This window comes from Halorubrum persicum (genome assembly GCF_002727125.1).
Classification (GTDB): domain Archaea; phylum Halobacteriota; class Halobacteria; order Halobacteriales; family Haloferacaceae; genus Halorubrum; species Halorubrum persicum.
The window spans coordinates 25,357-48,303 of record NZ_NHOA01000036.1; the positions used below are offsets into that span (position 1 = coordinate 25,357).

The 22,947-nt window shown below is 68.8% G+C and carries 23 protein-coding genes; 19 read left to right on the forward strand and 4 right to left on the reverse strand.

Going from position 1 to position 22,947, the window contains the following annotated elements; all coding sequences use genetic code 11:
• Positions 1 to 107: 107 nt before the first annotated feature.
• From DJ69_RS05655 to DJ69_RS05665, 3 genes are all read left to right on the forward strand, one after another.
• A complete protein-coding gene (locus DJ69_RS05655) occupies positions 108 to 1,259 on the forward strand; it encodes an FtsZ/tubulin family protein (RefSeq protein WP_099254709.1) in 1,152 nt (383 codons plus the stop codon).
• A 58-nt stretch (positions 1,260 to 1,317) separates the two neighbouring features.
• Entirely contained in the window at positions 1,318 to 2,052 is a 735-nt protein-coding gene (locus DJ69_RS05660; RefSeq protein ID WP_099254710.1) for a hypothetical protein, read from the forward strand.
• Between the two features lie 134 nt (positions 2,053 to 2,186).
• Complete coding sequence (locus DJ69_RS05665; protein ID WP_099254711.1) at positions 2,187 to 3,362, forward strand: 5-(carboxyamino)imidazole ribonucleotide synthase; 1,176 nt, start codon at positions 2,187 to 2,189, stop codon at positions 3,360 to 3,362.
• Positions 3,363 to 3,395: 33 nt separating this feature from the next.
• Here DJ69_RS05665 and DJ69_RS05670 read toward each other — a convergent pair whose 3' ends face one another.
• Complete coding sequence (locus DJ69_RS05670) at positions 3,396 to 4,619, reverse strand: PQQ-binding-like beta-propeller repeat protein (RefSeq protein ID WP_099254712.1); 1,224 nt, start codon at positions 4,617 to 4,619, stop codon at positions 3,396 to 3,398.
• Positions 4,620 to 4,741: 122 nt separating this feature from the next.
• Between DJ69_RS05670 and purE the strand changes: the two genes are divergently transcribed.
• From purE to DJ69_RS05735, 13 genes are all read left to right on the forward strand, one after another.
• On the forward strand, positions 4,742 to 5,362 hold the full coding sequence (purE, locus tag DJ69_RS05675) for a 5-(carboxyamino)imidazole ribonucleotide mutase (RefSeq protein WP_099254713.1): 621 nt from the start codon (positions 4,742 to 4,744) through the stop codon (positions 5,360 to 5,362).
• A gap of 142 nt (positions 5,363 to 5,504) precedes the next feature.
• Positions 5,505 to 5,924 carry an NADH-quinone oxidoreductase subunit A gene (locus tag DJ69_RS05680; RefSeq protein ID WP_099254753.1) on the forward strand — a complete coding sequence of 140 codons (420 nt, stop codon included), beginning with the start codon at positions 5,505 to 5,507 and terminating at the stop codon, positions 5,922 to 5,924.
• On the forward strand, positions 5,921 to 6,619 hold the full coding sequence (locus tag DJ69_RS05685) for an NADH-quinone oxidoreductase subunit B (RefSeq protein ID WP_006113007.1): 699 nt from the start codon (positions 5,921 to 5,923) through the stop codon (positions 6,617 to 6,619). The genes DJ69_RS05680 and DJ69_RS05685 overlap by 4 nt, the downstream gene beginning before the upstream one ends.
• The gene (locus tag DJ69_RS05690) at positions 6,616 to 8,280 is read left to right on the forward strand and encodes an NADH-quinone oxidoreductase subunit D (protein ID WP_099254714.1); all 1,665 of its coding nucleotides are present in this window, start codon (positions 6,616 to 6,618) and stop codon (positions 8,278 to 8,280) included. Before DJ69_RS05685 ends, DJ69_RS05690 begins: the two co-directional genes overlap by 4 nt.
• Complete coding sequence (locus tag DJ69_RS05695; protein ID WP_099254715.1) at positions 8,280 to 9,353, forward strand: complex I subunit 1/NuoH family protein; 1,074 nt, start codon at positions 8,280 to 8,282, stop codon at positions 9,351 to 9,353. Before DJ69_RS05690 ends, DJ69_RS05695 begins: the two co-directional genes overlap by 1 nt.
• Before the next feature lies 1 nt (position 9,354).
• Positions 9,355 to 9,816 (forward strand): NuoI/complex I 23 kDa subunit family protein, encoded by a 462-nt coding sequence (locus DJ69_RS05700; protein WP_099254716.1) that lies wholly within the window; start codon positions 9,355 to 9,357, stop codon positions 9,814 to 9,816.
• Positions 9,817 to 9,865: 49 nt separating this feature from the next.
• Complete coding sequence (locus tag DJ69_RS05705; protein WP_004049822.1) at positions 9,866 to 10,132, forward strand: NADH-quinone oxidoreductase subunit J; 267 nt, start codon at positions 9,866 to 9,868, stop codon at positions 10,130 to 10,132.
• Positions 10,129 to 10,488 carry a hypothetical protein gene (locus tag DJ69_RS05710; protein ID WP_099254717.1) on the forward strand — a complete coding sequence of 120 codons (360 nt, stop codon included), beginning with the start codon at positions 10,129 to 10,131 and terminating at the stop codon, positions 10,486 to 10,488. The genes DJ69_RS05705 and DJ69_RS05710 overlap by 4 nt, the downstream gene beginning before the upstream one ends.
• The gene (gene nuoK, locus DJ69_RS05715) at positions 10,485 to 10,805 is read left to right on the forward strand and encodes an NADH-quinone oxidoreductase subunit NuoK (protein WP_099254718.1); all 321 of its coding nucleotides are present in this window, start codon (positions 10,485 to 10,487) and stop codon (positions 10,803 to 10,805) included. The genes DJ69_RS05710 and nuoK overlap by 4 nt, the downstream gene beginning before the upstream one ends.
• 1 nt (position 10,806) lies before the next feature.
• Positions 10,807 to 12,849 carry an NADH-quinone oxidoreductase subunit L gene (gene nuoL, locus DJ69_RS05720; RefSeq protein ID WP_099254719.1) on the forward strand — a complete coding sequence of 681 codons (2,043 nt, stop codon included), beginning with the start codon at positions 10,807 to 10,809 and terminating at the stop codon, positions 12,847 to 12,849.
• Positions 12,846 to 14,375: a complex I subunit 4 family protein gene (locus tag DJ69_RS05725; RefSeq protein ID WP_180271730.1), complete on the forward strand. Its 1,530-nt coding sequence runs from the start codon at positions 12,846 to 12,848 to the stop codon at positions 14,373 to 14,375. Before nuoL ends, DJ69_RS05725 begins: the two co-directional genes overlap by 4 nt.
• Positions 14,368 to 15,879, forward strand: coding sequence for an NADH-quinone oxidoreductase subunit N (locus DJ69_RS05730; RefSeq protein ID WP_099254721.1), 1,512 nt, complete (start codon positions 14,368 to 14,370; stop codon positions 15,877 to 15,879). Before DJ69_RS05725 ends, DJ69_RS05730 begins: the two co-directional genes overlap by 8 nt.
• Before the next feature lie 88 nt (positions 15,880 to 15,967).
• Positions 15,968 to 16,333, forward strand: coding sequence for a hypothetical protein (locus DJ69_RS05735; RefSeq protein ID WP_099254722.1), 366 nt, complete (start codon positions 15,968 to 15,970; stop codon positions 16,331 to 16,333).
• A 25-nt stretch (positions 16,334 to 16,358) separates the two neighbouring features.
• On the opposite strand, the gene DJ69_RS05740 is transcribed toward DJ69_RS05735, so the two are convergent.
• The 3 genes from DJ69_RS05740 to DJ69_RS05750 are packed head-to-tail and all read right to left on the reverse strand — an operon-like array spanning position 16,359 to position 18,356.
• Positions 16,359 to 16,586: an H/ACA ribonucleoprotein complex subunit GAR1 gene (locus DJ69_RS05740; RefSeq protein WP_099254754.1), complete on the reverse strand. Its 228-nt coding sequence runs from the start codon at positions 16,584 to 16,586 to the stop codon at positions 16,359 to 16,361.
• 2 nt (positions 16,587 to 16,588) lie between these two features.
• Entirely contained in the window at positions 16,589 to 16,867 is a 279-nt protein-coding gene (srp19, locus tag DJ69_RS05745; RefSeq protein ID WP_099254723.1) for a signal recognition particle subunit SRP19, read from the reverse strand.
• Between the two features lie 43 nt (positions 16,868 to 16,910).
• A complete protein-coding gene (locus tag DJ69_RS05750; protein ID WP_099254724.1) occupies positions 16,911 to 18,356 on the reverse strand; it encodes an ATP-binding protein in 1,446 nt (481 codons plus the stop codon).
• A gap of 156 nt (positions 18,357 to 18,512) precedes the next feature.
• Between DJ69_RS05750 and alaS the strand changes: the two genes are divergently transcribed.
• The 3 genes from alaS (at position 18,513) to DJ69_RS05765 (ending at position 22,930) form a co-directional block, all read left to right on the forward strand.
• Positions 18,513 to 21,293: an alanine--tRNA ligase gene (alaS, locus tag DJ69_RS05755; protein ID WP_099254725.1), complete on the forward strand. Its 2,781-nt coding sequence runs from the start codon at positions 18,513 to 18,515 to the stop codon at positions 21,291 to 21,293.
• Between the two features lie 16 nt (positions 21,294 to 21,309).
• Positions 21,310 to 22,116: an alpha/beta fold hydrolase gene (locus DJ69_RS05760; protein WP_099254726.1), complete on the forward strand. Its 807-nt coding sequence runs from the start codon at positions 21,310 to 21,312 to the stop codon at positions 22,114 to 22,116.
• 97 nt (positions 22,117 to 22,213) lie between these two features.
• Positions 22,214 to 22,930 (forward strand): type 1 glutamine amidotransferase, encoded by a 717-nt coding sequence (locus tag DJ69_RS05765; protein ID WP_099254727.1) that lies wholly within the window; start codon positions 22,214 to 22,216, stop codon positions 22,928 to 22,930.
• The last annotated feature ends 17 nt before the right edge of the window (positions 22,931 to 22,947 follow it).

Here is a 22,947-nt window from a genome sequence, read left to right on the forward strand (position 1 = left end):
CGCCGGCTCGGCGTGCCCTGGCTGACGCGGCTCGACCGGCGCGCTCTGGGCCGCCGCCCGGCCTCGTGCCGAAGAGATAAACCCCCGCTCGACGACCGGAGTGACGTATGCGAGTACACGTCATCGGTCTCGGGGGCGCGGGCGGTCGGATCGCCGACCGGCTCGTCGCCGACGGCGACGGGGACCGGTTCCTGCAGGGCGTCAACGCGTTCGACACCGACGCGAGCGCGCTCGACGCCCTCCGGTCGATCGACGAGTCCCGCCGGTACCGCTTCGGCGACGCGGCCGGCGGTGGCGGGCTCGACGGCGACCTCCACGCGGCCCGGCGGCTCGGCGACGCCCACGCCAGCGAGCTCGGCCGAGCGATGGACGACCAGCAGCCGTCGCTCGCGGAGGCGTTCGTCCTCGTCGTGGGGCTCGGCGGCGGCGCGGGTGCGGGCGTCGCGCCGGCGCTGGCCGAGGAGCTGACGCGGCTCTACGACGTACCCGTCTACGCCGTCGGACTGCTCCCGACGCCCGCGGAGTCCGAGCGCGGCGAGCCCGAGCCTCCCCACACGAGTGGGTCCGGGGACGACGCCGAGGAGCGACCTCCGGAGCGCCCCCTCGCGGAGAAGAACGCGGCGCGGACCCTCGACGCGCTGTCGGAGCGGTGCGCGGCGGTCTTCCCGTTCGACAACGACGCGTGGCTCCGTCCGGGCGAGACGATCGCCGACGCCCGCGACCGACTGAACGCCGTCGTCGCCGATCGGATGGCGGCGCTGTTCGGCGCCGGGGAAGCCGACGACGCGGAGTCGACGCCCCAGCAGGTGCTCGACGCGAGCGACGTGGCGCGCGCGGTCGGAGACGACGGGGAGATCGCCGCCATCGGCCACGCGACGCAGGCGGTCGAGCCGCCCGAGTCGGGGTCGCGGTTCGGGCTCGGGCTGTTCGGCGCCTCGGAGCCGGCGGACGTGGACACGAGCGAAGCGGTGTCGGCGATCGAGACGACGATCCGCAAGGCGGCTCGCGGGAAAAACACCGTCGAGGTACCGGACGGGCGGGCGGACCGGACCCTGCTCGTGGTCGGCGGGCCGCCGGCGTGGCTCAACCGCGAGGCGATCGCCGACGGGCGGCGGTGGCTCGCCGACGAGACCGGCTCCGGCGCGATTCTGAGCGGCGACGCCCCGGTCCCGGGCGGCGACGAGGTGTTCGCGCTGGTCGTGCGTTCGGGGGTCGACGAACCGCCTCGCGTCCGGGAGATCCGGGAGTCGATCGCGTGATGGGGCCCGGCTCCGCCCGACCCGAACTCGTTAACCGCGTGAGGCGCCCAGTACGCCCGTGACAACCCACGCCGACCTCGGGCTCGACCTCGACGTGCGCGACACGGACGCGGTCGCCGACCGGCGCGACGAGCTCGTCGCCGCCGTGCGGGACCACGCGGGAACGATCGCCTATCAGCTCGCGCGGCTGCAGGGCGGCGACTACGGGCGACAGGAGCTGTCGACGCCGGGCGGGACGTGGACCGTCAAACACGAGGCCGGCGAGCTGGAGTTCCTGCTGTTCTCGCCGAAGTCGGGGTCGGACGTGTACGTGATATCGACGAAACAGCCGCCCGAACCGGCCGATCTGGCGACCGCGCTCGACGACTACGCGAACTTCGTCGCGGCGTGGAACGAGTGGGTAGATTCGCTCTCGGGCGTCCTCGACGGCGTGAGCGCCGAGTTCCCCGAACCGGCCTCGACCGACGGAATCGTCGCCGAGCGCGACCGCGTACTGGACCGCGTGCGCGACACCTGCTCGGTCATGGCCGGCGAGATCTACCGCTACGAGGGCGACGACTACGGGACGTTCACCGCTCGCGTCGACGGCGATCGGTGGGAGCTGAAGTGGGACGAGGGGACCGTCTCGTACCTCCGCGTCGGCGGATCGGGCGGTCTCTACCTGCTCTCGCAGTACGAGGCGCCGTCGGCGGCCGACGTGCGCGAGTACGCCGACTCGTTCCGCGGGTTCGTCGACGCGTACAACGAGTTCGTCGCCGAACTGGAGAGCGACTTGGCGAGCGTCGAACGCTGAGAGCGTCGCCCGGACGTAGCGGCCCGCCGTCTCGGTCATCCCCGCGGAGGGTGGCTCCGATCATATGCATGTGCGTGCGTATTTATTGCTTCGATGTGGGAATATTTATGCAGTAACGTCGGGTATCGCCGCGTATGTCGATCACGTTACCGGGGCCGACGCTCGGTGTCGTCGGCGGCGGACAGCTCGGTCGGATGATGGGCGAGGCGGTCGCGCCGCTCGGCGTCGAGGTCGTCGTGCTCGATCCGACGCCCGACTGTCCGGCCACCCCCGTCGTCAGCGACCAGATCGTCGGCGGCTTCGACGACGCCGACGCGATCCACGAGCTGGCGAGCCGCGCCGACGCCCTGACGTTCGAGATCGAGCTGGCCGATCCGGACCTGATGGCGGAGGCGGCCGCCGAACACGACGTGCCCGTCCATCCCGACCCGGACACACTCCGTACTATTCAGGATAAACTGGTGCAGAAGGAGGCGCTGGTCGACGCCGGGATCCCGGTTCCGGAGTTCGCCGCGGTCGCCACCGCCGGGGGGCTCGAACGCGTCGTCGAGGAGTTCGGCGGCGCCATGCTGAAGGCCCGCGAGGGGGGGTACGACGGGCGCGGGAACGTCCCGGTCGAGACGCCCGACGAGGCCGCCGCCGCGCTCGACGCGATCGGCGGGGCCGCGATGGCGGAGGAGCTCCTCGACTTCGAGCGCGAGATCGCCGTGATGGGCCTGAAGGGAGCCGACGGCGAGACCCGAACGTACCCCGTCACGGAGACGATCCACCGCGAGGAGATCCTCCGCGAGAGCGTCGCCCCGGCCCGGACCGACGACGCGATCGTCGCCGAGGCCGAGTCGGTCGCGCGCGACGTGCTCGACGTGCTCGACGGTCGGGGGGTGTTCGGGATCGAACTGTTCGAGAGTCGGGACGGCGAGGTGCTCGTCAACGAGATCGCGCCGCGACCGCACAACTCGGGCCACTGGACCATCGAGGGCGCGCGGACCTCGCAGTTCGAGAACCACGTCCGGGCCGTCCTCGGCTGGCCCCTCGGCCCGACCGACCTCGTCGCGCCGGCGGTCACGGCGAACGTGCTCGGGGATACCGAGGAGACGCGCCCCGCGACGCTGTCGGGCGTCGACGATGTCCTCAGAGCGCCCGAGGCCGACTTCCACTGGTACGGGAAAGCCGACGTGCGCCCGCTCCGGAAGATGGGCCACCTGACCGCGACACTCGAAGCCGGCGGAGACGACGGCGCCGCCGACCGCGACGACCTCCTCTCGCGGGCGCGAGCCCTCCGCGACGGACTGACGTTCCGGGACGCGTAGTCGCGGGCCGGCGACCCTGTCCGCGCGTACCTCTCAGGAGAGGACCACCAATCGCCCGCCTCCGGTCCCCGTCGCTACCGACGCGAACAGCCTCCCGTCGGCGGCGGTGACGTAGCTCGCGCCGCCGTCGACATCGTGCTCGAACCGCGTCTCTCCGAGGCGAACGGACCGGAAACCGACCCCGCCGTCGACGCCGATCCCGTGGAGTCGCTCTCCGCCGACGTAGATCGTGTCACCGACGAGCGCCGGCGGCGTCGGTCGAACGGCGTTGCCGATCTCCGTCTGCCACGCGCGGGTCCCGTTCTCGGCGCTCAGCGCGTACAGCCGCCCGCCCGAGGCCGCGAACACTCCCTCGTGGCCGACCGCTATTCCCCCTTCGACGAACCCGCGAAGGTCGGCACGCCACTGCGGGGTCCCGTTCGGGTCGAAACAGCGGACCGAGCCGTCTCCGCCGCCGACCACCACGTCGCCCGATCCCCGTATCGACTCGTCGTCCGGCCCGCGAGACGCGACGACGGTCGGTGCGGTACGAATCCCGGCGTCGACGGTCCGGTTCCAGCGCACTCGCCCCTCGTCGTCGACCGCGTACAGCTCCCCGCCAGCGGTCGCGGCGTAGACGGCCCCGTACACCGACGCCTGCGCGCGGGCGACGGCACGTCGGACGATCCCGTCGAGCCGGCGTTCCCACTGTCGTTCGCCCGTCGCGCCGTCGAACGCCCGGAGGGACTCGCCGGCGCCGATCACGACCCGATGGCCGTCTCCACGCTCGACGAGAAGGGGCGTCGTCTCGCCGAAGACGTACTCGAACGCTCGGCTCCACAGCCGCTCACCGGTGTCGAGGTCGCGCGCGACCAGCGTGTCGCTCTCCGGGACGTACGCAACGCCGTCCGCGACCGCCGGCGCCCCGGTGTAGCGAAACGCGTCGTTGCCGTCGGGAGCGACGCTCCAGCGCGGGGTCAGGTCCTCGCGATCGAGCGCAACCACGTCCACGCCGGTGTTTAGGAGCACTGTCCCGGCGGTCACGACCGGGTCGCCGGCCGGGGTCCCGTCGAACTCGTGCGTCCGGTCGACGGTCGGGTCGTCGCGCGGCGCGACGCCGTTCGGCACCGCCCGCGAGTTCCAGTCGTTGCCGCCGCCGGCCGGCCAGTCGTACGTCTCGTCGGTGCCGGGGTCGCCGTCGAACCCGCCGAGACACCCGGCGGTAGCCGTCACTCCGGTCGCGCCGAGCCCGGCGAGCAACGCGCGTCTGGAGGGCATGTTCGTCCGACGGTTCGGCGACCGATCCCTTCGGATTTGCGGTCGCTGAGAGCCAGTCGGCGACGCGCAGGTCGGTCCGCAGACCGGCACGATTTACAACCCAGCTCGTGTCACCCACGCCCATGACGACTGTCGAAGACCTGATCGACCGGCTCGAAGCGGAGGCGGCGGCCGACGCCCCCCCCGAGACCACCCCGGACGTGGGGATCATCATGGGATCCGATTCCGACCTCCCCGTCATGGAGGGCGCCTACGACGCGCTCGACGAGCTCGGGTTCGCGGAACAGACGGAGTTCCACGACGCTCCCGACGCGCGGTTCACCTACGAGAGCTACGTCGTGTCGGCGCATCGGACGCCGGAGCTCATGTACGCCTACGGGGAGACTGCGGCGGCTCGCGGGCTCGACGTCATCGTCGCGGGCGCGGGCGGGAAGTCCGCCGACCTCCCGAACATGACCGCCTCCGTCGCCTACCCGATCCCCGTGATCGGCGTCCCGGTCCAGGAGAAGTCGGTCGACTCCGTCATCGGGATGCCGACCGGGGCGCCGATCGTCGCGGTCGACGCCGGCAAGTCGTACAACGCCGCCCTGTCGGCCGCGCAGGTGCTCGCGCGCGAGCACGACGCCGTCGAGGAGCGGCTGATCGGTCTCCACGACGAGCAGAAGGCGGGCGTCGCGGACGTGTCGGCCGGTCTCCACGACCTCGGCATCGACGGCTTCCGGGAGCGCGACGCGTCGGAGTAGCGGCGAGAAACCCAGCGGGCATCGGATCCCGATCGCCGCTCCGGACCGCTCGCCGGCGTTTTCGGAGACGTGGGGGCGTTGCGGTGAAGACTCAACGCTTATGAGGGGGCGGTCCAAATCCTCGCACGTTACGGAGACCTATATGAGTGATTGGATAGCGATCGGCGCCTTGGCGGCCGTCGGCCTGCTCATCCCGCTGGGGATGATGTCGGTGTCGGCGTTGCTCCGTCCGAGTGTGCCTGAGACCGGTAAAAGTACCACCTACGAGTCCGGCGAGACCCCGACGGGCGGGACGCGGATCCGGTTCAACATCCAGTACTACATGGTCGCGCTGTTGTTCGTCGTGTTCGACATCGAGACCGTGTTACTGTTCCCGTGGGCCGTCATCTACCGTCCGGCGATCAGCGCTGGCGTGCCGATGATCGACCTGCTGTGGCCGATGTTGGCCTTTGTCGGAGTCCTCGCGATCGGGCTCGTCTGGGCGTGGCGCTCTGGGGCGATCAGCTGGGCCCGGAGTCCCCGCGCGACCAGCCGAAAGACGGAGCGTGACCTCAACCAATGAGCAGCGATCAACCATTCATCACCGACGAATCGCAAGTCGTAACCGAGACCCGCGACGCCCGGATGACCGGGCAGGGGGACCGGTTTAACTCCCGGCTCCGGGAGGCGTTCGGCTCCTCGCCGTTCATCCTCACCAAGTTCGACAAGTTCCTGAACTGGTGTCGCGGCTCCTCGATGTTCATGCTGCAGTTCGGCATCGCCTGCTGCAGCATCGAAATGATGCACACCTACGCGGTGAAACACGACCTCGACCGCTTCGGGTCGGGCGTCCCCCGCGCGTCGCCGCGACAGGCCGACGTGATGATCGTCCCCGGGACGATCGTCTCGAAGTTCGCGCCGCGGATGAAGCGCGTCTACGACCAGATGCCCGAGCCGAAGTTCGTGGTCGGCATGGGCTCGTGTACCATCTCCGGCGGTCCGTTCCAGGAGGGGTACAACGTGATCAAAGGCGCCGAGGAGGTCATCCCGATCGACATCCACGTCCCCGGCTGCCCGCCTCGCCCCGAGGCGCTCGTCTACGGCGTCGTGAAGCTGCAGGAGCGCGTCGCCAACGGCGAGGCCGCGCCCGTCACCGTCAAGCCGTACGAGCTGGAGGAGTTCTCCGACCTCGAACGCGACGAGCTCGTCGACAAGCTCGCCGACCAGATTGACGACGACGAACTCGTCATGCGGTACAACTTCGCTGATTCGCCATGAGCCTCGAACGACCAGATTCCGTCGACGACGGCGCCGTCGAGCGCACTCCGGACGAGCTGGAGGCGCTCCTGGGCGACCTCGTCGTCGACCGCGACGACCACCTGAACGCGCCCGGGTTCGTGATCCGGCCCGACACCGTTCAGGAGACGCTCTCGATCCTGAAAGAGCAGGCGGGGTACGACCACCTCTCGGTGGTCTCCGCTCAGGAGTACGAGAACCGCTACGAATCGATCTACCACCTGAAGAAGTTCGACGACCCGACCCAGGAGGTCAGCGTCGTCGTCCCCGCGGACAAGGACAACCCCGTCTCGGAGTCGGCCGAGCCGGTGTTCCGCACGGCGGACTGGCACGAGCGGGAGGCGTACGACCTGATCGGCATCGAGTACGACGATCACCCCGACCTGCGCCGGATCCTCCTGCCCGAGACGTGGCAGGGCCACCCGCTCTCGATGGACTACGACAAGGACCGGCCGCAGATCGCCACGTTGCCGGAGCACGCGAACCCGCTCCAGGAGCACCACAAGGACGCCGAGTCCGACACGATGTTCCTCAACATCGGGCCGCACCACCCGGCGACGCACGGCGTGCTCCACCTGAAGACGACGCTCGACGGCGAGCAGGTCATCGACGTCGAGCCCGACATCGGCTACCTCCACCGGAGCGAGGAGCAGATGGCGCAGAACGGGACGTACCGGCACCAGATCATGCCGTACCCCGACCGCTGGGACTACATCTCGGCGGGCCTGCTCAACGAGTGGGCGTACGCCCGCGCGGCCGAGGACCTCGCCGACATCGAGGTGCCCGAGTACGCGCAGGTGATCCGCACGATGGGCGCGGAGATGTGCCGGATCGCCGCGCACATGCTCGCGCTCGCCACCTTCGCGCTCGACATCAACGGCGACTTCACGGCGACGTTCATGTACGCCATCAACGACCGCGAGCGCGTCCAGAACCTCTTGGAGGATCTGACGGGGCAGCGGCTGATGTTCAACTACTTCCGTCTCGGCGGGGTCGTCTGGGACCTCCCCGAGCCCCGCGAGGAGTTCTTCTCGAAGACCCGCGACTTCCTCGACCAGCTCCCGGAGTCCATCGAGGAGTACCACAACCTCATCACCTCCAACGAGATCTTCCAGATGCGGACGATCGATACCGGGGTTCTCCCCCCGGAGGTGGCGAAGAACTACGGCGCGACCGGTCCCGTCGCCCGCGGGTCGGGCGTCGACTACGACCTGCGCCGCGACGACCCGTACGGCTACTACGACGAGCTCGACTGGGACGTGATCACCGAGGACGGCTGCGACAACTTCAGCCGCCTCCTCGTCCGGATGCGCGAGGTCGAGGAGTCCGCGAAGATCATCGAGCAGTGCGTCGACCTGCTCGAGGACTGGCCCGAAGACGAGCGGAACATCCAGGCGAACGTGCCGCGCACGCTGCGCCCGGACGACGACACGGAGATCTACCGCGCCGTCGAGGGGGCGAAGGGCGAACTCGGCATCTACATCCGCGCGGACGGCACCGACAAACCCGCCCGCTTCAAGATCCGCTCACCGTGCTTCTCGAACCTCCAGACGCTCCCGGAGATGGCAAACGGGGAGTACATCCCCGACGTGGTCGCCGCGCTCGGTAGCCTGGACATCGTGCTCGGGGAGGTGGACCGCTGATGGGGACGGCGCCCGCACAGCTGTTCCCCGAGTTCCTCGTCGACACGTTCGGGATCGACAGCATCCTCGGCGATGTCGTGGCCTCCCTGATCGGGGCGGCGCTCGTCGCCAACATCATCCTCGCGTTCTCCGGCGTCGCCGGGCCGTGGGCGAAGCGGAAGATCACCGCCGCGTTCACCGACCGTATCGCGGTCGACCGGATCGGGCCCTACGGGCTGCTCATCATTCCGGCGGCGGCGGTCCAGCTGCTCGCGAAGGAGCTCATCATCCCCGAAGGCGTCGACCGCCCGACGTGGGACATCGCCCCGATCATCCTGCCGGCGTCGGCGATGCTCGGGTTCTCCGTCATTCCGATGGGGCATATCGGGCCGCTGAACATCCATCTCGCCGATCCCGAAGTCGGACTGGCGCTGGTGTTCGCGTTCGCGTCCATCGCCTCGGTCTCCCTGGTGATGGCCGGCTACGCGTCGAACAACAAGTACTCGCTGCTCGGCGGCCTCCGCGCCGTCGCGCAGAACCTCGCGTACGAGATTCCGCTCATCGTCACCGCGATGTCCGTCGTGATCTTCGCGGGGACGCTTCAGATAAGCGGGGTCGTCGGGGCGCAGACGGAGACGCTCGTGACGATCGCCGGGGTCTCGATCCCGGCGTGGTTCGCGTTCGTGAACCCGTTCGCGTTCGTGCTGTTCCTCACGGCGAACATGGCGGAGATCGGCCGGAACCCGTTCGACATCCCCGAAGCGCCGACCGAGATCGTCGCCGGGTACCAGACGGAGTACTCCTCCGCGTACTTCGTCCTGTTCTACCTCGGCGAGTTCGTCCACATCTTCCTCGGCGGTGCGATCCTCTCCGTGGTCTTCCTCGGCGGCGCGTCCGGTCCGGGCCCGGAGAGCATCAGCTTCATCTGGTTCGTGGTGAAGGTCTGGGGCTTCTTCCTGTTCACGCAGTGGGCCCGTGCGGCGATACCTCGTGTCCGGATCGATCAGCTGATCGAGATCGGCTGGAAGGGAATGCTCGTGCTGTCGTTCGCGAACCTGGTGCTCACGGCCGTAATCGTGGGGGTGATCGCGTAATATGATTGGACTCATGAAATCCATGGCGACGACGATGAAGCACGCGCTGGACGGGAAGACGTTCACGGTGGAATACCCGGAGGAAGCGCCCGAGGTCAGCCCGCGCTTCCGCGGCGTCCACAAGTTCAGTCAGGAGCGGTGCATCTGGTGCCGCCAGTGCGAGAACGTCTGCCCGAACGACACGATTCAGATCGTGCAGGACGAGCAGCGCAACGGCGAGCAGTACAACCTCCACATCGGCCAGTGCATCTACTGCCGGCTCTGTGAGGAGGTCTGCCCGGTCGACGCGATCCTCCTGACACAGAACTTCGAGTTCACCGCGGACACGAAGGACGACTTCGTGTTCAACAAAGAACAGCTCAAGAACGTCCCGTGGTACAAGGGAATCGACCCGCTGGAGTCCCGGAACCCCGATCGCGGCGCGTGGATCGGGGAGGGAGACGGCGAGGTCGACTACCAGTAGCGGGCGCGTCTCGAAATCTTCAAAGGGACTCTCATAGGAGACACACACAATGGTTTATGCTACCATCGCGTTCGGGCTGTTCGCCGCGGTCACGCTGGCGTTCGGCCTCGGGGTCGTCCTGGCGCGCGACGTGTTCCACGCCGCGTTGCTTCTGGGCGGTGCCCTGACGAGCGTTGCGGTGCACTACGTGATGCTGCAGGCGGAGTTTATCGCCGCCATGCAGATCCTCGTCTACGTGGGCGGGGTCTTGATTCTCGTCACGTTCGCCGTGATGCTCACGCGATCGGACACGGAAACGGAGGTGAATAGCGCATGAGTAACGATGGCTCCCGGAGCCGCGGGCGTCTCGTGCCCGCAATTGCGGTCGGACTCCTGTTCGTCATCATGGCCCTGACCGCGCTGTCGGCCGAATTCGGCGCGGTCGGGGGCTTCCCGGCGGACGCGTCGATCGTCCACAACATCGGGTACGCCCTCTTCAACCTCGGCGAGTACGAGCTCGGCTCGGTGCCGTCCGAGGGCTTCCTGGCGGCGTTCCTGATCGCGGCTGTCGCACTCGACGTGGCCGTCGACGGCGCCGTCTACCTGGCGAAACGCGAGGAGGACGGTTCCATCGTCGCCGCGGTGGGCAAGGCGCTTACTGACGGCGGGCAAGAGGGGGGTGAGCGGAAATGACCGCTGTCGCCGCTTCGATACCGCCCCAGTGGTACCTGCTGCTCGCCACCGCCGTGTTCTGTATCGGCCTGTTCGGCGTGCTCACGCGGAACGACGCGCTGTACTTCCTGATGAGCGTCGAGCTCATGATGAACGCCGCGAACATCAACTTCGTCGCGTTCGCGCTGTACTACGGTGACCTCACGGGACAGGTGTTCGCGCTGTTCGTCATCGCGCTCGCGGCCGCAGAGGTCGCGATCGGGATCGGCATCATCCTCGTGTTGTACCGCAACTTCGGCGTCACCGACGTGACCGTTCCAACGGAGATGAGGTGGTAACATGATAGACGTGTTCTCATACGTTCCGGCGATCGTTCTCCTCCCGTTCTTCTCGTTCCTGGTCGCCCTCGGTGTCGGCAAACACCTTCCGAAGGGCGGCGCCTTCGGCGGCATCGCGGCGACGGCGGGATCGTTCCTGCTCTCGCTGTGGGTGCTCGCGACGGTCGCGGGCGGGGAGGCGGCGAACCGTACGCTCTACACGTGGGCCGACGCAGGCGGGATCGGTCCGACGGACATCGAACTGTCCTTCGGGATCCTGATCGACCCGCTGTCGGCGCTCATGCTCGTCATCGTGACGCTCGTGGCGCTTCTGGTCCACGTGTTCTCGCTCGGCTACATGAACGACGAGGGCGAGACGGGGCTCCCCCGGTACTACGCCGGGCTCGGGCTGTTCTCGGCCTCGATGCTCGGATTCGTCGTCGCCGACAACCTCCTGATGGCGTTCATGTTCTTCGAGCTGGTCGGGCTCTGCTCGTACCTGCTCATCGGGTTCCACTTCCGAGAGCCCGGGCCGCCGTCGGCGGCGAAGAAGGCGTTCCTCGTCACCCGGTTCGGTGACTACTTCTTCCTGATCGGCGTCGTCGCCGTGCTCGCGACGTTCGGCACGGCGCAGTTCGCCGGTGAGGGGTCGTTCCCGGCGCTCGCCGAGGCGGCGCTCAACGGCTCCGGATCGGTCGCATGGACGCCCGGCGGAGTCGAACTGCAGACGTGGCTCACGGTCGTCGGCCTGCTCGTGTTAGGCGGCGTCGTCGGGAAGTCCGCGCAGTTCCCGCTCCACACGTGGCTCCCCGACGCGATGGAGGGCCCGACGCCCGTCTCCGCGCTGATCCACGCCGCGACGATGGTGGCGGCCGGCGTCTACCTCGTCGCGCGCATGTACGGGTTCTACGCGCTGTCGCCGACGGCGCTCGCGATCATCGCCTTCATCGGCGGCTTCACCGCGCTGTTCGCGGCGACGATGGGGCTCGTGAAAGACGAGCTGAAGCAGGTGCTCGCGTACTCCACCATCTCGCAGTACGGCTACATGATGCTCGCGCTCGGCGCGGGCGGGTACGTGGCCGCGGTCTTCCACCTGACCACCCACGCCTTCTTCAAGGCCCTGCTGTTCCTCGGCGCCGGTGCGGTCATCATCGCGATGCATCACAACGAGGACATGTGGGACATGGGGGGGCTCAAATCGAAGATGCCGGTGACGTACTACACGTTCCTCGCCGGGTCGCTCGCGCTCGCGGGCATCTTCCCGTTCGCCGGCTTCTGGTCGAAAGACGAGATCCTCTACGAGGCGCTCGTGCACGGCCTCAACGACCCGCTGCTGCTCGGCGGCTACCTGATGGGACTGCTCGCGGTGCCGGTCACCGCCTTCTACACCTTCCGAATGGTGTTCCTGACGTTCCACGGCGAGCCCCGGAGCGCGACCGCTCGCGACCCCGAACCCGTTCGCTGGAACGTGAAGGGGCCACTGACGGTGCTGGGCGTGCTCGCGGTGGTCACCGGATTCATCAACATGGTGCCGGTCCAGAAGGTGCTCGGAGTGGAGGGGATCGACCTGCTCCACCTGTGGCTCGACAACCATTGGGGCGGCATCGACGGCCTCTCCTCGCACCACTACGCGGACATCGGTCCGTACAGTAGCGGGTATCTCGTCGGCGGCGAGGTCGGTACGGTGCTCGTCGGCGCGGCCGTCTCGCTCGGCCTGGCGCTGGGCGGGCTCCTCGTTGCCTGGCGGCTCTACAACGTTCCGTCGCCGACGGAGCACACGGCGAAGCTCGGCGGGATCAAAGACGTGCTGTACAACAACTACTACTTGGACGAACTGCAGGTATGGCTCGCGTATCGCACCGAAGACGTCGCCGGCGGCGCTAACACCTTCGATCAGGGGATCATCGACGGCGTCGTCAACGGCGTCTCGTCGGTGAGCCTCTTCGGCGGGAGCCGGGTTCGCCGGCTCCAGAGCGGCGTGGTGTCGCAGTACGCCACGCTGCTCACGCTGGGGCTCGTCGCGCTGCTGCTCGCGCTCGGCGTGAGCGGGGGGTGGTTCCTATGATGATCGAAGCCCTCATCGGGTTCACGTTCGTGGCCGCGCTCCTCGTGCTGCTCGCTCCGGACGAGTGGGCGGGGCGACTCGCGTTCGCGTTCAGCCTGCTCCCGTTCGCCGGGGCGCTGTACCTCTGGTCCGGCTTCGACGGTGCCGGCAACGCCCTCACGGGCGGCGACATCGCGTACGCGACGCAGATCGAGTGGCTGGAGGTCGGCGGTCGGACCGTGTCGTGGTTCGTCGGCGTCGACGGGATCAGCCTCCCGCTCGTCGTGCTCACGACGTTCCTCGTCCCGCTCGCGATCGTGAGCGCGTGGACGCCGATCGACGCCCGCCAGAGTCAGTTCTACGGGCTCATGCTGTTCATGGAGGCGAACCTCCTCGGCGTGTTCACCGCGCTTGACTTCTTCCTCTGGTTCGTCTTCTGGGAGGCCGTCCTCGTGCCGATGTACTTCCTCATCGGCGTCTGGGGCGGTCCCCGCCGGAAGTACGCCGCGATCAAGTTCTTCGTGTACACGAACGCGGCGTCGCTGTTGATGTTCATCGGCTTCATGTCGCTGACGTTCGCGCTCGGCGACACGCAGTCGTTCGCGCTGCCGGAGATCACGCAGGCGATCGCCAGCGGCGGCTTGGAGACGTGGTTCGGCATCTCGCCGGACCGGATCGCGATGATCGCGTTCGTCGCGATGTTCGCCGGCTTCGCGGTGAAGGTCCCGATCGTGCCGGTGCACACGTGGCTCCCGGACGCTCACGTCGAGGCGCCGACGCCGGTGTCGGTGCTGCTGGCGGGCGTCCTCCTGAAGATGGGAACGTACGCGCTGCTCCGGTTCAACTTCACGATGCTCCCGGACCAGGCGTCCGCGCTCGCGGTCCCGATCGCCGCTATCGCCGTCATCAGCGTCATCTACGGCGCGATGCTGGCGCTGGCGCAGAAGGATCTCAAGCGGATCGTCGCGTACTCCTCGGTCTCGTCGATGGGGTACGTCATCCTCGGGCTGGTCGTGTTCACCGAGTACGGCGTCGGCGGCGCGACGTTCCAGATGGTCGCGCACGGCCTCATCTCGGGGCTGATGTTCATGGCCGTCGGCGTCATCTACAACGCGACGCACACGCGGATGGTCGGCGACATGTCCGGCATGGCCGACCGGATGCCCGTCGCGGTCGGCATCCTCGTCGCCGGCGCGTTCGGGTACATGGGGCTCCCGCTGATGGCCGGCTTCGCCGGTGAGTTCTTCATCTTCGTGGGCTCGTTCTCCGCTCCGGCGCTGCCGTACGCGCCGCTCTTCACGGCGCTCGCGATGTTCGGTATCGTCATCGTCGCCGGCTACCTGCTGTCGGCGATGCAGAGCACGCTGTTCGGGCCGTTCGAGCTCGAAACCGACTACGAGGTCGGTCCCGCGCCGTTCCACGACGTCGCCCCGCTCGCGGTGCTGCTGGTGGCGATCATCGTGCTCGGCGTGGCGCCCGACATCTTCTTCGAGATGATCCGTGACGCTGCCCTTCCCGTGGTCGAGGGGGTGACTATCAATGGTTAACACGCTACCACAAGTGGCGGCGCTGTTGCCCGTCTTCCTGCTCGCGTTCACCGGGCTCGCGCTGCTGCTCGTCGACACGATCAGCCCCGACGCGCGGTCGAACACCTCGATGGCGGTCGTCGGCGCGCTCGGGTCGCTCGCCGCGCTCGCGGCGAGCGTCTGGCTGGTCGTCTCCGGTACCGGCAGCGCCGACACCGGCGGCGCGATCACCCTGTTCGCCGAGGCGATCAAGGTGGACACGATGGCGCTGTTCTTCACCGCCATCTTCGCGTCCGTGACGGCGCTGGTCGTCGTCGCGGCCCACGACTACTTCCACGACCACGCGAGTCCGGCGGCGTTCTACTCGCTCGTCGTGTTCGCGGCGACCGGGATGGCGCTGCTCGCGGCGGCGAACTCGCTCGCGGTCGTCTTCGTCGCCCTCGAGATGGTGTCGCTGCCGTCGTACGTGCTCGTCGCGTATCTCAAGCAGGACCGCGGGAGCGTCGAGGCGGGGATGAAGTACTTCCTCGTCGGCGCGCTCTCCTCCGCGATCTTCCTGTTCGGGATCTCGCTCGTGTACGCGGCGACCGGCTCGCTGCTGTTCGCCGGCGTCGCCGAGGGGATCGGCTCGCTCGCCGGCCTCGCCGGCGTCGCCGGCCTCGGGATCGTGATGATCGTCGGCGGCGTCGCGTACAAGACCGCCTCCGTCCCGTTCCACTTCTGGGCGCCGGAGGCGTACGAGGGCGCGCCCGCACCGGTGAGCGCGTTCCTCTCGTCCGCCTCGAAGGCGGCCGGCTTCGTGGTCGCGTTCCGCCTGTTCACCGAGGCGTTCCCGGTCGGGGCGTCGCTCACCGCCGGCATCGACTGGGTGCTGGCGTTCGGCGTGCTCGCCGCGGTGACGATGACGCTCGGGAACTTCGCGGCGGCCGTCCAGGAGGAGGTCAAGCGGATGCTCGCGTACTCCTCCATCGGGCACGCGGGCTACGTGCTCATCGGCGTCGCGGCGCTGTCACAGAGCGGAAGCGCGAACGACGCCGTGATGGGCGCGGCGATGGCGCACCTGCTCGTCTACGGGTTCATGAACACCGGCGCGTTCCTCTTCGTCGCGATGGCGGAGCGGTGGGGCGTCGGTCGGACCTTCGAGGACTACGCCGGGCTCTCACGGCGCGCGCCGGTCGCGTCCGTCGCGATGGCCGTGTTCATGTTCTCGCTCGCCGGGCTGCCGCCCTTCGCCGGGTTCTTCTCGAAGTACTTCCTGTTCATGGGAGCCATCGATAACGGCTTCCTGTGGCTGGCGGCGTTCGGCGCCGTCAACAGCGTCATCTCGCTGTACTACTACAGCCGAGTCGTGAAGGCGCTGTTCATCGACGACCCCGCCTCGTCGAGTTCGCTGGACGCGATCGACGTGCGGCCGACCGGGCTGTACGCCGCGGTCGTGTTCGCGGCGGTCGCGACGGTGCTCCTCTTGCCCGGCTTCGGCCCGGTCATCGAGACCGCCGAGGCCGCGGCGTCGGCGCTGTTCTAGCGGCCCGGCGCCGCCTCGCGGCGCTTCGGGCACCGCTTTCCGCACCGGTACCCGCAGGTATTAGCGCGTTCGGTCCCGTGGTTCGTCTATGAGTCGCACTCGAACGTACCGCTGTTTGAACTGCCTCGAACACACGGTGAGCCGCGAGTTCGACACCTCGCACCTCTCGGTGACGTGTCCGAACTGCGACTCGTTCGAGCGGTTCGTCAACGAGGCGGTGTACCAGCAGTTCCAGGCGTTCGAAGAGTCGCCGCCGACGGAGATCGACTGGGACCGGCTCGATCGGATGGAGAAACTGGTCGTCGCCGAGCGGCTCGTGCGCTCGACGAAGACGATCGACGACTTTTCGATCGTGAGCGACGACGACGGCGAGGAACGAGGCGACGAGGGTCAGAGTGACGAGGACGAGACGGAGGCTGTCGGCGGCACCGCGGAATCGCCGACCCCTGAGTGAGGGGACGGAGTGCGCTGCCGGGCCGTCAGCGCGCGTACAGCTTCCCGCCGACGAGCGACGCGAGGTCGTCGTCGCTCGGCGTCACCGCCACGTAGGGTCGACCGACGGGCCCGAACACGTCGACGACGCGGCCGACCGTCGCGAGCGACTCGTCGACCACCGACGAGCCGATCCGCGGCGGCTCCGCGCCCGCCTCCGTGCGGGCGATAGCGAGGCCCCCTGCCGTGCGAACGACGGTGCCGACGCGTCGCATCGTCACTCGCGGATGATCCCGAGGTAGGCCGCGATCGCCTGTACGAGGTCGTTTTTCGCGGTGTCTTCGGTGCCTTTGACGACGACCGAGCCTCGCGGTTCGAACTCGCGGGAGTACGTTTTCTCGCGCTCGATCACCGCGTCGTAGCCGACCTGTTGGACCGCCTTCGCGATCTCGTCGACGGTGGGCTCCTCGATCGCGAGGTCCATCGGGACGCGACGCCCTTCGGACCGCGATCGGTCGGCGTCGAAGTACGCGGGATAAACGACGTTCTCGACCATATATCGGAGAGGCGAGCGCGCGGCGTAAGGTCGTTTCGGACCGTCACGAGGTCCTGAACTCGAACCGCGCGCCGCCGGAATCACCGGTGAGCGCGCGCACGTCCCAGCCGTGCGCGTCGGCGATCCGCTCCGTGATCGCGAGTCCGAGTCCCGTCCCGTTCTCTTCGGTCGTGAACCCGCTCTCGAACACGCGGTCGCACTCGTCCGTGGGGAGTCCGCAGCCGTCGTCTTCGACGAAGAACCCGCTTTCCGAACCGCCGTCGGCACCGCGGAACGACACCGCCCCGACGTGGACGGTGAGCGCGTCACCGCCGCTCCCGTCGGGTGACTGTCGCCCGTGCTCCGCGCTGTTTCGGAACACGTTCTCCAGCAGCTCGCGCGTCCGGGTCGGGTTCGCGTCGATCGTCACGTCGCCGTCGAAGACGAGCTCGGCGTCGTCCGTGTCGACGCTCTCCCACGCGTCTCTCGCGAGCGCGCTGATCGAGACGGATTGGGTTTCGCCGACCGACTCTCCCTGTCGGGCCAGCGAGAGCAGGTCGCCGACGAGCTCGTCCATGCGTCCCAACGCCTCGGTCGCCTTCTCGAGATACTCCGTCTCGCCGGTCTCGCGGGCGAGGTCGACGTACCCTTCCGCGACGGAAAGGGGGTTCCGGAGATCGTGGGAGACGATGCTCGCGAACTCGTCGAGCCGCTCGTTCTGTCGCTCCAGCGCCGCCTCGTGCTCGCGCCGCTCCGTCACGTCGGTGTAAATGGCGTACCCGGAGACGTTCTCCGCGTCGAGCCGGATCGGGACGACGTGGAGGATGAAGTGTCTGGGCCCCTCCGCGGTCTCGCGGGTCACCTCTCGCCTGACGCTCTCGCCGCGCTGGAGACGCTCGTTGAGATCCGCGGCCTCGGACGCCGCCTCGTCGGTGGTCGGGACGATGTAGTCGTCGACGGACTCGCCGACCACGCGATCCGCGTCGTAGCCGAACGTCTCCTCGAACGCGTCGTTGACCCGGTGAACGATCGGATCGCCGTCGACGTAGTCGTACGCGATCGCCGGATCGGGAACGTTCGAGAACAGCGCCAGCAGCCGATCGCGTTCTGCCCGTAGCCGCTCGTTGGCATGGTCGAGCGTCGACTCTTCCCTGCGTACGAGCCAGCGGAGCGTCGCGTCGAGGTCAGCCGGCGTGGTCGCGATTGCGTCGACGAGCGGGTCGGTCGCCGGCGGTGCGACGGGGTCGTCGACGAAGGCGACCACGCGGAACGAGCCGCCGCGGTCGCGGACCGCGTCGAGCCCCTCGGCATCGAGGACGACGGCGATGTCCGCGGTCGCGATGTCATCGTCGCCGGGTGCAGACGGAGCGGCGTCGCCGATGGACGCCGCGGAGGCGTCGAACGCGTGCAGTGTGTCGGCCACGTCGGCCGCGTCGCCCGGGTTGCCGGAGAGGACGAGAACAGATCGCCGCCTCCTCGGCTCGGTGTTCACGATGCCGATAAACACCATCTGTGCTCGGATAAAATTTTCTCCAGTCGTCCAGTTTCCCCGGAGAACGGGACTGCGTACCGTCACGGCTGCGGCGCGTGTCTCAGCACCCGTGGGCGGAGCGCGTCGGAAGGCACCCCGGAACCCTTTTGACGGAACACGGGTCACGTTCGTGTAATGAGCGACCTCGAAGCGGAGTACCGTCTCGACTACTTCGAAGAGGAGGGGTTCGAGCGGAAGGAGTGCCCCTCCTGTGGCGCGCACTTTTGGACCCGCGACGCCGACCGCGAACTGTGCGGTGAGCCGCCCTGTGAGGACTACAGCTTCATCGACGACCCGGGATTTCCGGAGGCCCATTCGCTGTCGGAGATGCGGGAGGCGTTTCTCTCCTTCTTCGAAGAGCACGACCACGAGCGGATCGACCCGTACCCGGTCGCGGCGAACCGCTGGCGCGACGACGTGCTCCTGACCCAGGCGTCGATCTACGACTTCCAGCCGCTGGTCACGTCCGGCCAGACGCCGCCGCCCGCGAACCCCCTCACCATCTCTCAGCCCTGCATCCGGATGCAGGACATCGACAACGTCGGCAAGACGGGCCGACACACGATGGCCTTCGAGATGATGGCCCATCACGCGTTCAACACGCGCGAGGAGGTCGACGAGGACGAGTACGCCTACCACGGCGAGGTGTACTGGAAAGACGAGACCGTCGAGTACTGTGACGAGCTGTTCGAGAGCCTCGGTGCGGACCTCGACGAGATCACCTACATCGAGGACCCGTGGGTCGGCGGCGGGAACGCCGGGCCCGCCATCGAGGTCATCTACAAGGGCGCCGAACTGGCGACGCTCGTCTTCATGTGCATGGAGCGCGACCCCGACGGCGACTACGAGATGAAGGACGGGCACACGTACTCGTTCATGGACACGTACATCGTCGACACCGGGTACGGGCTCGAACGGTGGACGTGGATGAGCCAGGGGACGGCGACGGTGTACGAGGCGGTGTACCCCGACGCGATCGACTTCCTCAAGGAGAACGCGGGGATCGACTACGACGACGAGGAGCAGGCGATCGTCCACCGCGCCGCGAAGCTCTCCGGCCGGCTCGACATCGACGATGTCGACGACGTGGAGGCCGCCCGCGGCGAGATCGCCGATCGGCTCGACGTCGAGGTCGACCGGCTCCGCGAGCTGGTCGAGCCGCTCGAGTCGATCTACGCGATCGCCGACCACTCGCGGACGCTCGCGTACATGTTCGGCGACGGGATCGTCCCCTCGAACGTCGGGACGGGATACCTCGCTCGGATGGTGCTTCGGCGCACGAAGCGGCTCGTCGACGAGGTCGGCGTCGACGCCCCGCTCGACGAGCTGGTCGACATGCAGGCCGATCGGCTCGGCTACGAGAACCGCGACACGATCCGCGAGATCGTCCGCACCGAGGAACGGAAGTACCGCAAGACGCTCGAACGCGGCTCTCGGAAGGTGGAGTCGCTCGCGGACGAGTACGCCGGCACGGGCGAGCCGATCCCGACGGAGGCGCTGTTGGAGCTGTACGACTCCCACGGGATCCAGCCCGACATGGTCGCCGACATCGCCGCCGAGCGCGGCGCGACCGTCGACGTGCCGGACGACTTCTACGCGCTCGTCGCCGACCGCCACGAGGAGGAGGACGGCGACGAGTCGGACGGGGACCGCGACAGCCGGCTCGACGACCTCCCCGAGACGGAGAAGCTGTTCTACGACGACCAGGGGCGCACCGAGTTCGAGGCCGTCGTCCTCGACGTGTTCGACCGCGAAGAGGGGTACGACGTGGTGTTGGACCAGACGATGTTCTACCCGGAGGGCGGCGGCCAGCCCGCCGACCGCGGGCAGCTCACCGCCGGCGAGACGACCGTCGACGTGGTCGACGTACAGGAGCGCGACGGCGTCGTGCTTCACCGCACCGACGCCGATCCGGGCAAGGGGGAGTTCGTCAAGGGACAGATCGACGGCGACCGCCGTGACCGGCTCCGCGCCCACCACACGGCGACTCACCTGATCGGCCACGCGGCCCGCGAGGTGCTCGGCGAACACGTCCGGCAGGCGGGCGCTCAGAAGGGGATCGACTCCTCCCGGCTCGACGTCCGCCACTTCGAGCGGATCACCCGCGATCAGGTCAAAGCGATCGAGCGCGTCGCCAACGATCTCGTCCGCGACGACGTGCCGGTGCGTCAGGAGTGGCCCGACCGCAACGAGGCGGAGGCGGAACACGGCTTCGACCTCTATCAGGGCGGGGTTCCCCCGGGAACGAACGTCCGCCTGATCCACGTCGGCGACGCCGACGTGCAGGCCTGCGCCGGCACTCACGTCGAACGGACCGGCGAGATCGGCGCGGTGAAGGTGTTGAAAACGGAGCCCGTGCAGGACGGCGTCGAGCGGATCGTGTTCGCCGCGGGCGGCGCGGCGGTCGAGGCGACACAGCGCACCGAGGACGCGCTGTACGACGCCGCCGACGCGCTCGACGTCGACCCGCTCGACGTGCCCGAGACGGCGGAGCGGTTCTTCGACGAGTGGAAGGCGCGCGGGAAGGAGATCGAGTCGCTCAAAGAGGAGCTCGCGGCGGCGCGCGCCTCCGGCGGCGCCGACGCCGAGGAGGTCGATGTCGGCGGCGTGACCGCGGTGATCCAGCGCCTCGACGGCGACGCCGACGAGCTGCGCGCGACCGCGAACGCCCACGTCGACGACGGGAAGGTCGCGGTCGTCGGCAGCGGGGCGGACGGCTCCGCGAGCTTCGTGGTCGGCGTTCCCGACGGCGTCGACGTGAACGCCGGACAGGTGGTCTCCGAACTCGCGGCGCGCGTCGGCGGCGGCGGCGGCGGCCCGCCGGACTTCGCTCAGGGCGGCGGCCCGGACGCCGGCGCGCTCGACGATGCGCTGGAGGCGGCGCCGGACGTCCTTCGCAACCTGCAGGAGGCCTAGCGAACCACCGCTCTCCATGCCCCACGCCAACAACGCCGGCGTCGAGATCCGGTACGAGGTAGACGCCCCCGACGCGGGCGACCCCGACGAGGCGGTCGTGTTCTGTGGCGACGTGGGGCTCGGCGCGTGGCAGTTCGGCTGGCAACACGCCGCGCTCGCCGGACCGCACACGGTGATCACGCCCGAAACGCGGGGCGTCGGCCGGTCGGACGCGCCGCCGGGGCCGTACGCGGTCGAGGACCTCGCGAGCGACGTTGACGCGGTGTGTGCCGCGGAAGGCGTCCGGAACGCCCACCTCGTCGGGTACGGGCTCGGCGGCATGGTCGCGCTCGCGTACGCGCTCGCCTCGTCGCGCCCGGCGAGCCTCTCGGTGATCGGGACCCCGCCCGCGGGCGACGCCTACAACCCCGACGGCGTGTGGGCCGACCCGTCGACGCCGTCGTCGGTGAAGGGGTCGCTGAACGGGCTCCTCTCGGAGCCGTTCCGAGAGCGGCATCCCGACGTGCTCTCGCGGATCGTCGAGTGGCGGCTCGGCGAAGACGCCGGTCGCGAGACGTTCGAGGCTCACCGCGCCGCGGTCGAGGGGTTCGACGTTTCGGACCGGCTGTACGAGCTCACGACGCCGACCCTCGTCGTCCACGGGACCGAGGACGCGGTCTGTCCGAAGCCGGCAGCGGAAGGGCTCGCCGAGGGGCTCCCGCGCGGGGAGCTCCATGCAGTCCCGGGCGCGCGCCACCTCGTCGGCGTGGAGGCGTCCGCCGCGGTCAACGACGCCCTCGTCGGTTGGCTCGCGGAGCACGCCGCGGACCCCTTCTCGGGGTGAGCGCGGTCGCCGCCCGCCCGAACCCGCCGCTCGCCGACGCCGGTAGCGCTTCCCGCCGCCGCAACCGTTTTTGCTCCGTCGCGTCTCGGGGCGTCCAATGACACGCCTCCGGTTCGCCCTGCTGAACGCCGCCCACGAGGGCGCGAACACCCGTCGGAACTTCCGGCGGGAGCTCGACGCCGACCTCGTCGAGTTCTCCGTCAGCGACGGGCACCTGCCCGACCACACCGAGTTCGACGGGGTCGTGGTCACCGGGTCGCGCTCCTCCGTCTACTGGGACGAGGCGTGGATCCCGCCCCTCATCGATTACGTCGCCGAAGCCGCGGAGGCCGGCCGTCCGGTGCTCGGCGTCTGTTACGGCCACCAGGTGGTCGCCGAGGCGCTCGGCGGGCGCGTCGCCGGCATGGACGAGTTCGAGATCGGATACAACGAGGTGCGCCACCGCGGCGACGACGAGCTGTTCGCGGGGGTCGACGAGGCGTTCACCGTCTTCACGACCCACGGCGACACGGTTACAGAGCTTCCGCCGAACGCGACCCTGCTCGCCGAGAACGACCACGGCGTCCACGCGTTCCGTGACGGCCACTGCTGGGGCGTCCAGTTCCACCCCGAGTACGACCTCGACACGGCGCGAGAGGTCACGGAAGGGAAACGCGAGCGCCTCGGCGACGCCCGCGTCGACGCGGTGTTGGCCGAGATCACGCCCGAGGCCTACGACGCCGCCTGCGAGGCGAAGCCGCTGTTCGACAACTTCGTCGCGTACGCCCGGCGGCTGCGGGCCGATCGCGGGTCGGTCGCGGCGGCGGACGACTGATTCACCGGGGGAATTCG

Bases quoted from the DNA above. Each gene is read 5' to 3' on its own strand.
- DJ69_RS05655 (WP_099254709.1), top strand. From the start codon at position 108: ATGCGAGTACACGTCATCGGTCTCGGGGGCGCGGGCGGTCGGATCGCC.
- DJ69_RS05665 (WP_099254711.1), top strand. From the start codon at position 2,187: ATGTCGATCACGTTACCGGGGCCGACGCTCGGTGTCGTCGGCGGCGGA.
- DJ69_RS05670 (WP_099254712.1), bottom strand. From the start codon at position 4,619: ATGCCCTCCAGACGCGCGTTGCTCGCCGGGCTCGGCGCGACCGGAGTG.
- purE (WP_099254713.1), top strand. From the start codon at position 4,742: ATGACGACTGTCGAAGACCTGATCGACCGGCTCGAAGCGGAGGCGGCG.
- DJ69_RS05680 (WP_099254753.1), top strand. From the start codon at position 5,505: ATGAGTGATTGGATAGCGATCGGCGCCTTGGCGGCCGTCGGCCTGCTC.
- DJ69_RS05685 (WP_006113007.1), top strand. From the start codon at position 5,921: ATGAGCAGCGATCAACCATTCATCACCGACGAATCGCAAGTCGTAACC.
- DJ69_RS05690 (WP_099254714.1), top strand. From the start codon at position 6,616: ATGAGCCTCGAACGACCAGATTCCGTCGACGACGGCGCCGTCGAGCGC.
- DJ69_RS05695 (WP_099254715.1), top strand. From the start codon at position 8,280: ATGGGGACGGCGCCCGCACAGCTGTTCCCCGAGTTCCTCGTCGACACG.
- DJ69_RS05700 (WP_099254716.1), top strand. From the start codon at position 9,355: ATGATTGGACTCATGAAATCCATGGCGACGACGATGAAGCACGCGCTG.
- DJ69_RS05705 (WP_004049822.1), top strand. From the start codon at position 9,866: ATGGTTTATGCTACCATCGCGTTCGGGCTGTTCGCCGCGGTCACGCTG.
- DJ69_RS05710 (WP_099254717.1), top strand. From the start codon at position 10,129: ATGAGTAACGATGGCTCCCGGAGCCGCGGGCGTCTCGTGCCCGCAATT.
- nuoK (WP_099254718.1), top strand. From the start codon at position 10,485: ATGACCGCTGTCGCCGCTTCGATACCGCCCCAGTGGTACCTGCTGCTC.
- nuoL (WP_099254719.1), top strand. From the start codon at position 10,807: ATGATAGACGTGTTCTCATACGTTCCGGCGATCGTTCTCCTCCCGTTC.
- DJ69_RS05725 (WP_180271730.1), top strand. From the start codon at position 12,846: ATGATGATCGAAGCCCTCATCGGGTTCACGTTCGTGGCCGCGCTCCTC.
- DJ69_RS05730 (WP_099254721.1), top strand. From the start codon at position 14,368: ATGGTTAACACGCTACCACAAGTGGCGGCGCTGTTGCCCGTCTTCCTG.
- DJ69_RS05735 (WP_099254722.1), top strand. From the start codon at position 15,968: ATGAGTCGCACTCGAACGTACCGCTGTTTGAACTGCCTCGAACACACG.
- DJ69_RS05740 (WP_099254754.1), bottom strand. From the start codon at position 16,586: ATGCGACGCGTCGGCACCGTCGTTCGCACGGCAGGGGGCCTCGCTATC.
- srp19 (WP_099254723.1), bottom strand. From the start codon at position 16,867: ATGGTCGAGAACGTCGTTTATCCCGCGTACTTCGACGCCGACCGATCG.
- DJ69_RS05750 (WP_099254724.1), bottom strand. From the start codon at position 18,356: ATGGTGTTTATCGGCATCGTGAACACCGAGCCGAGGAGGCGGCGATCT.
- alaS (WP_099254725.1), top strand. From the start codon at position 18,513: ATGAGCGACCTCGAAGCGGAGTACCGTCTCGACTACTTCGAAGAGGAG.
- DJ69_RS05760 (WP_099254726.1), top strand. From the start codon at position 21,310: ATGCCCCACGCCAACAACGCCGGCGTCGAGATCCGGTACGAGGTAGAC.
- DJ69_RS05765 (WP_099254727.1), top strand. From the start codon at position 22,214: ATGACACGCCTCCGGTTCGCCCTGCTGAACGCCGCCCACGAGGGCGCG.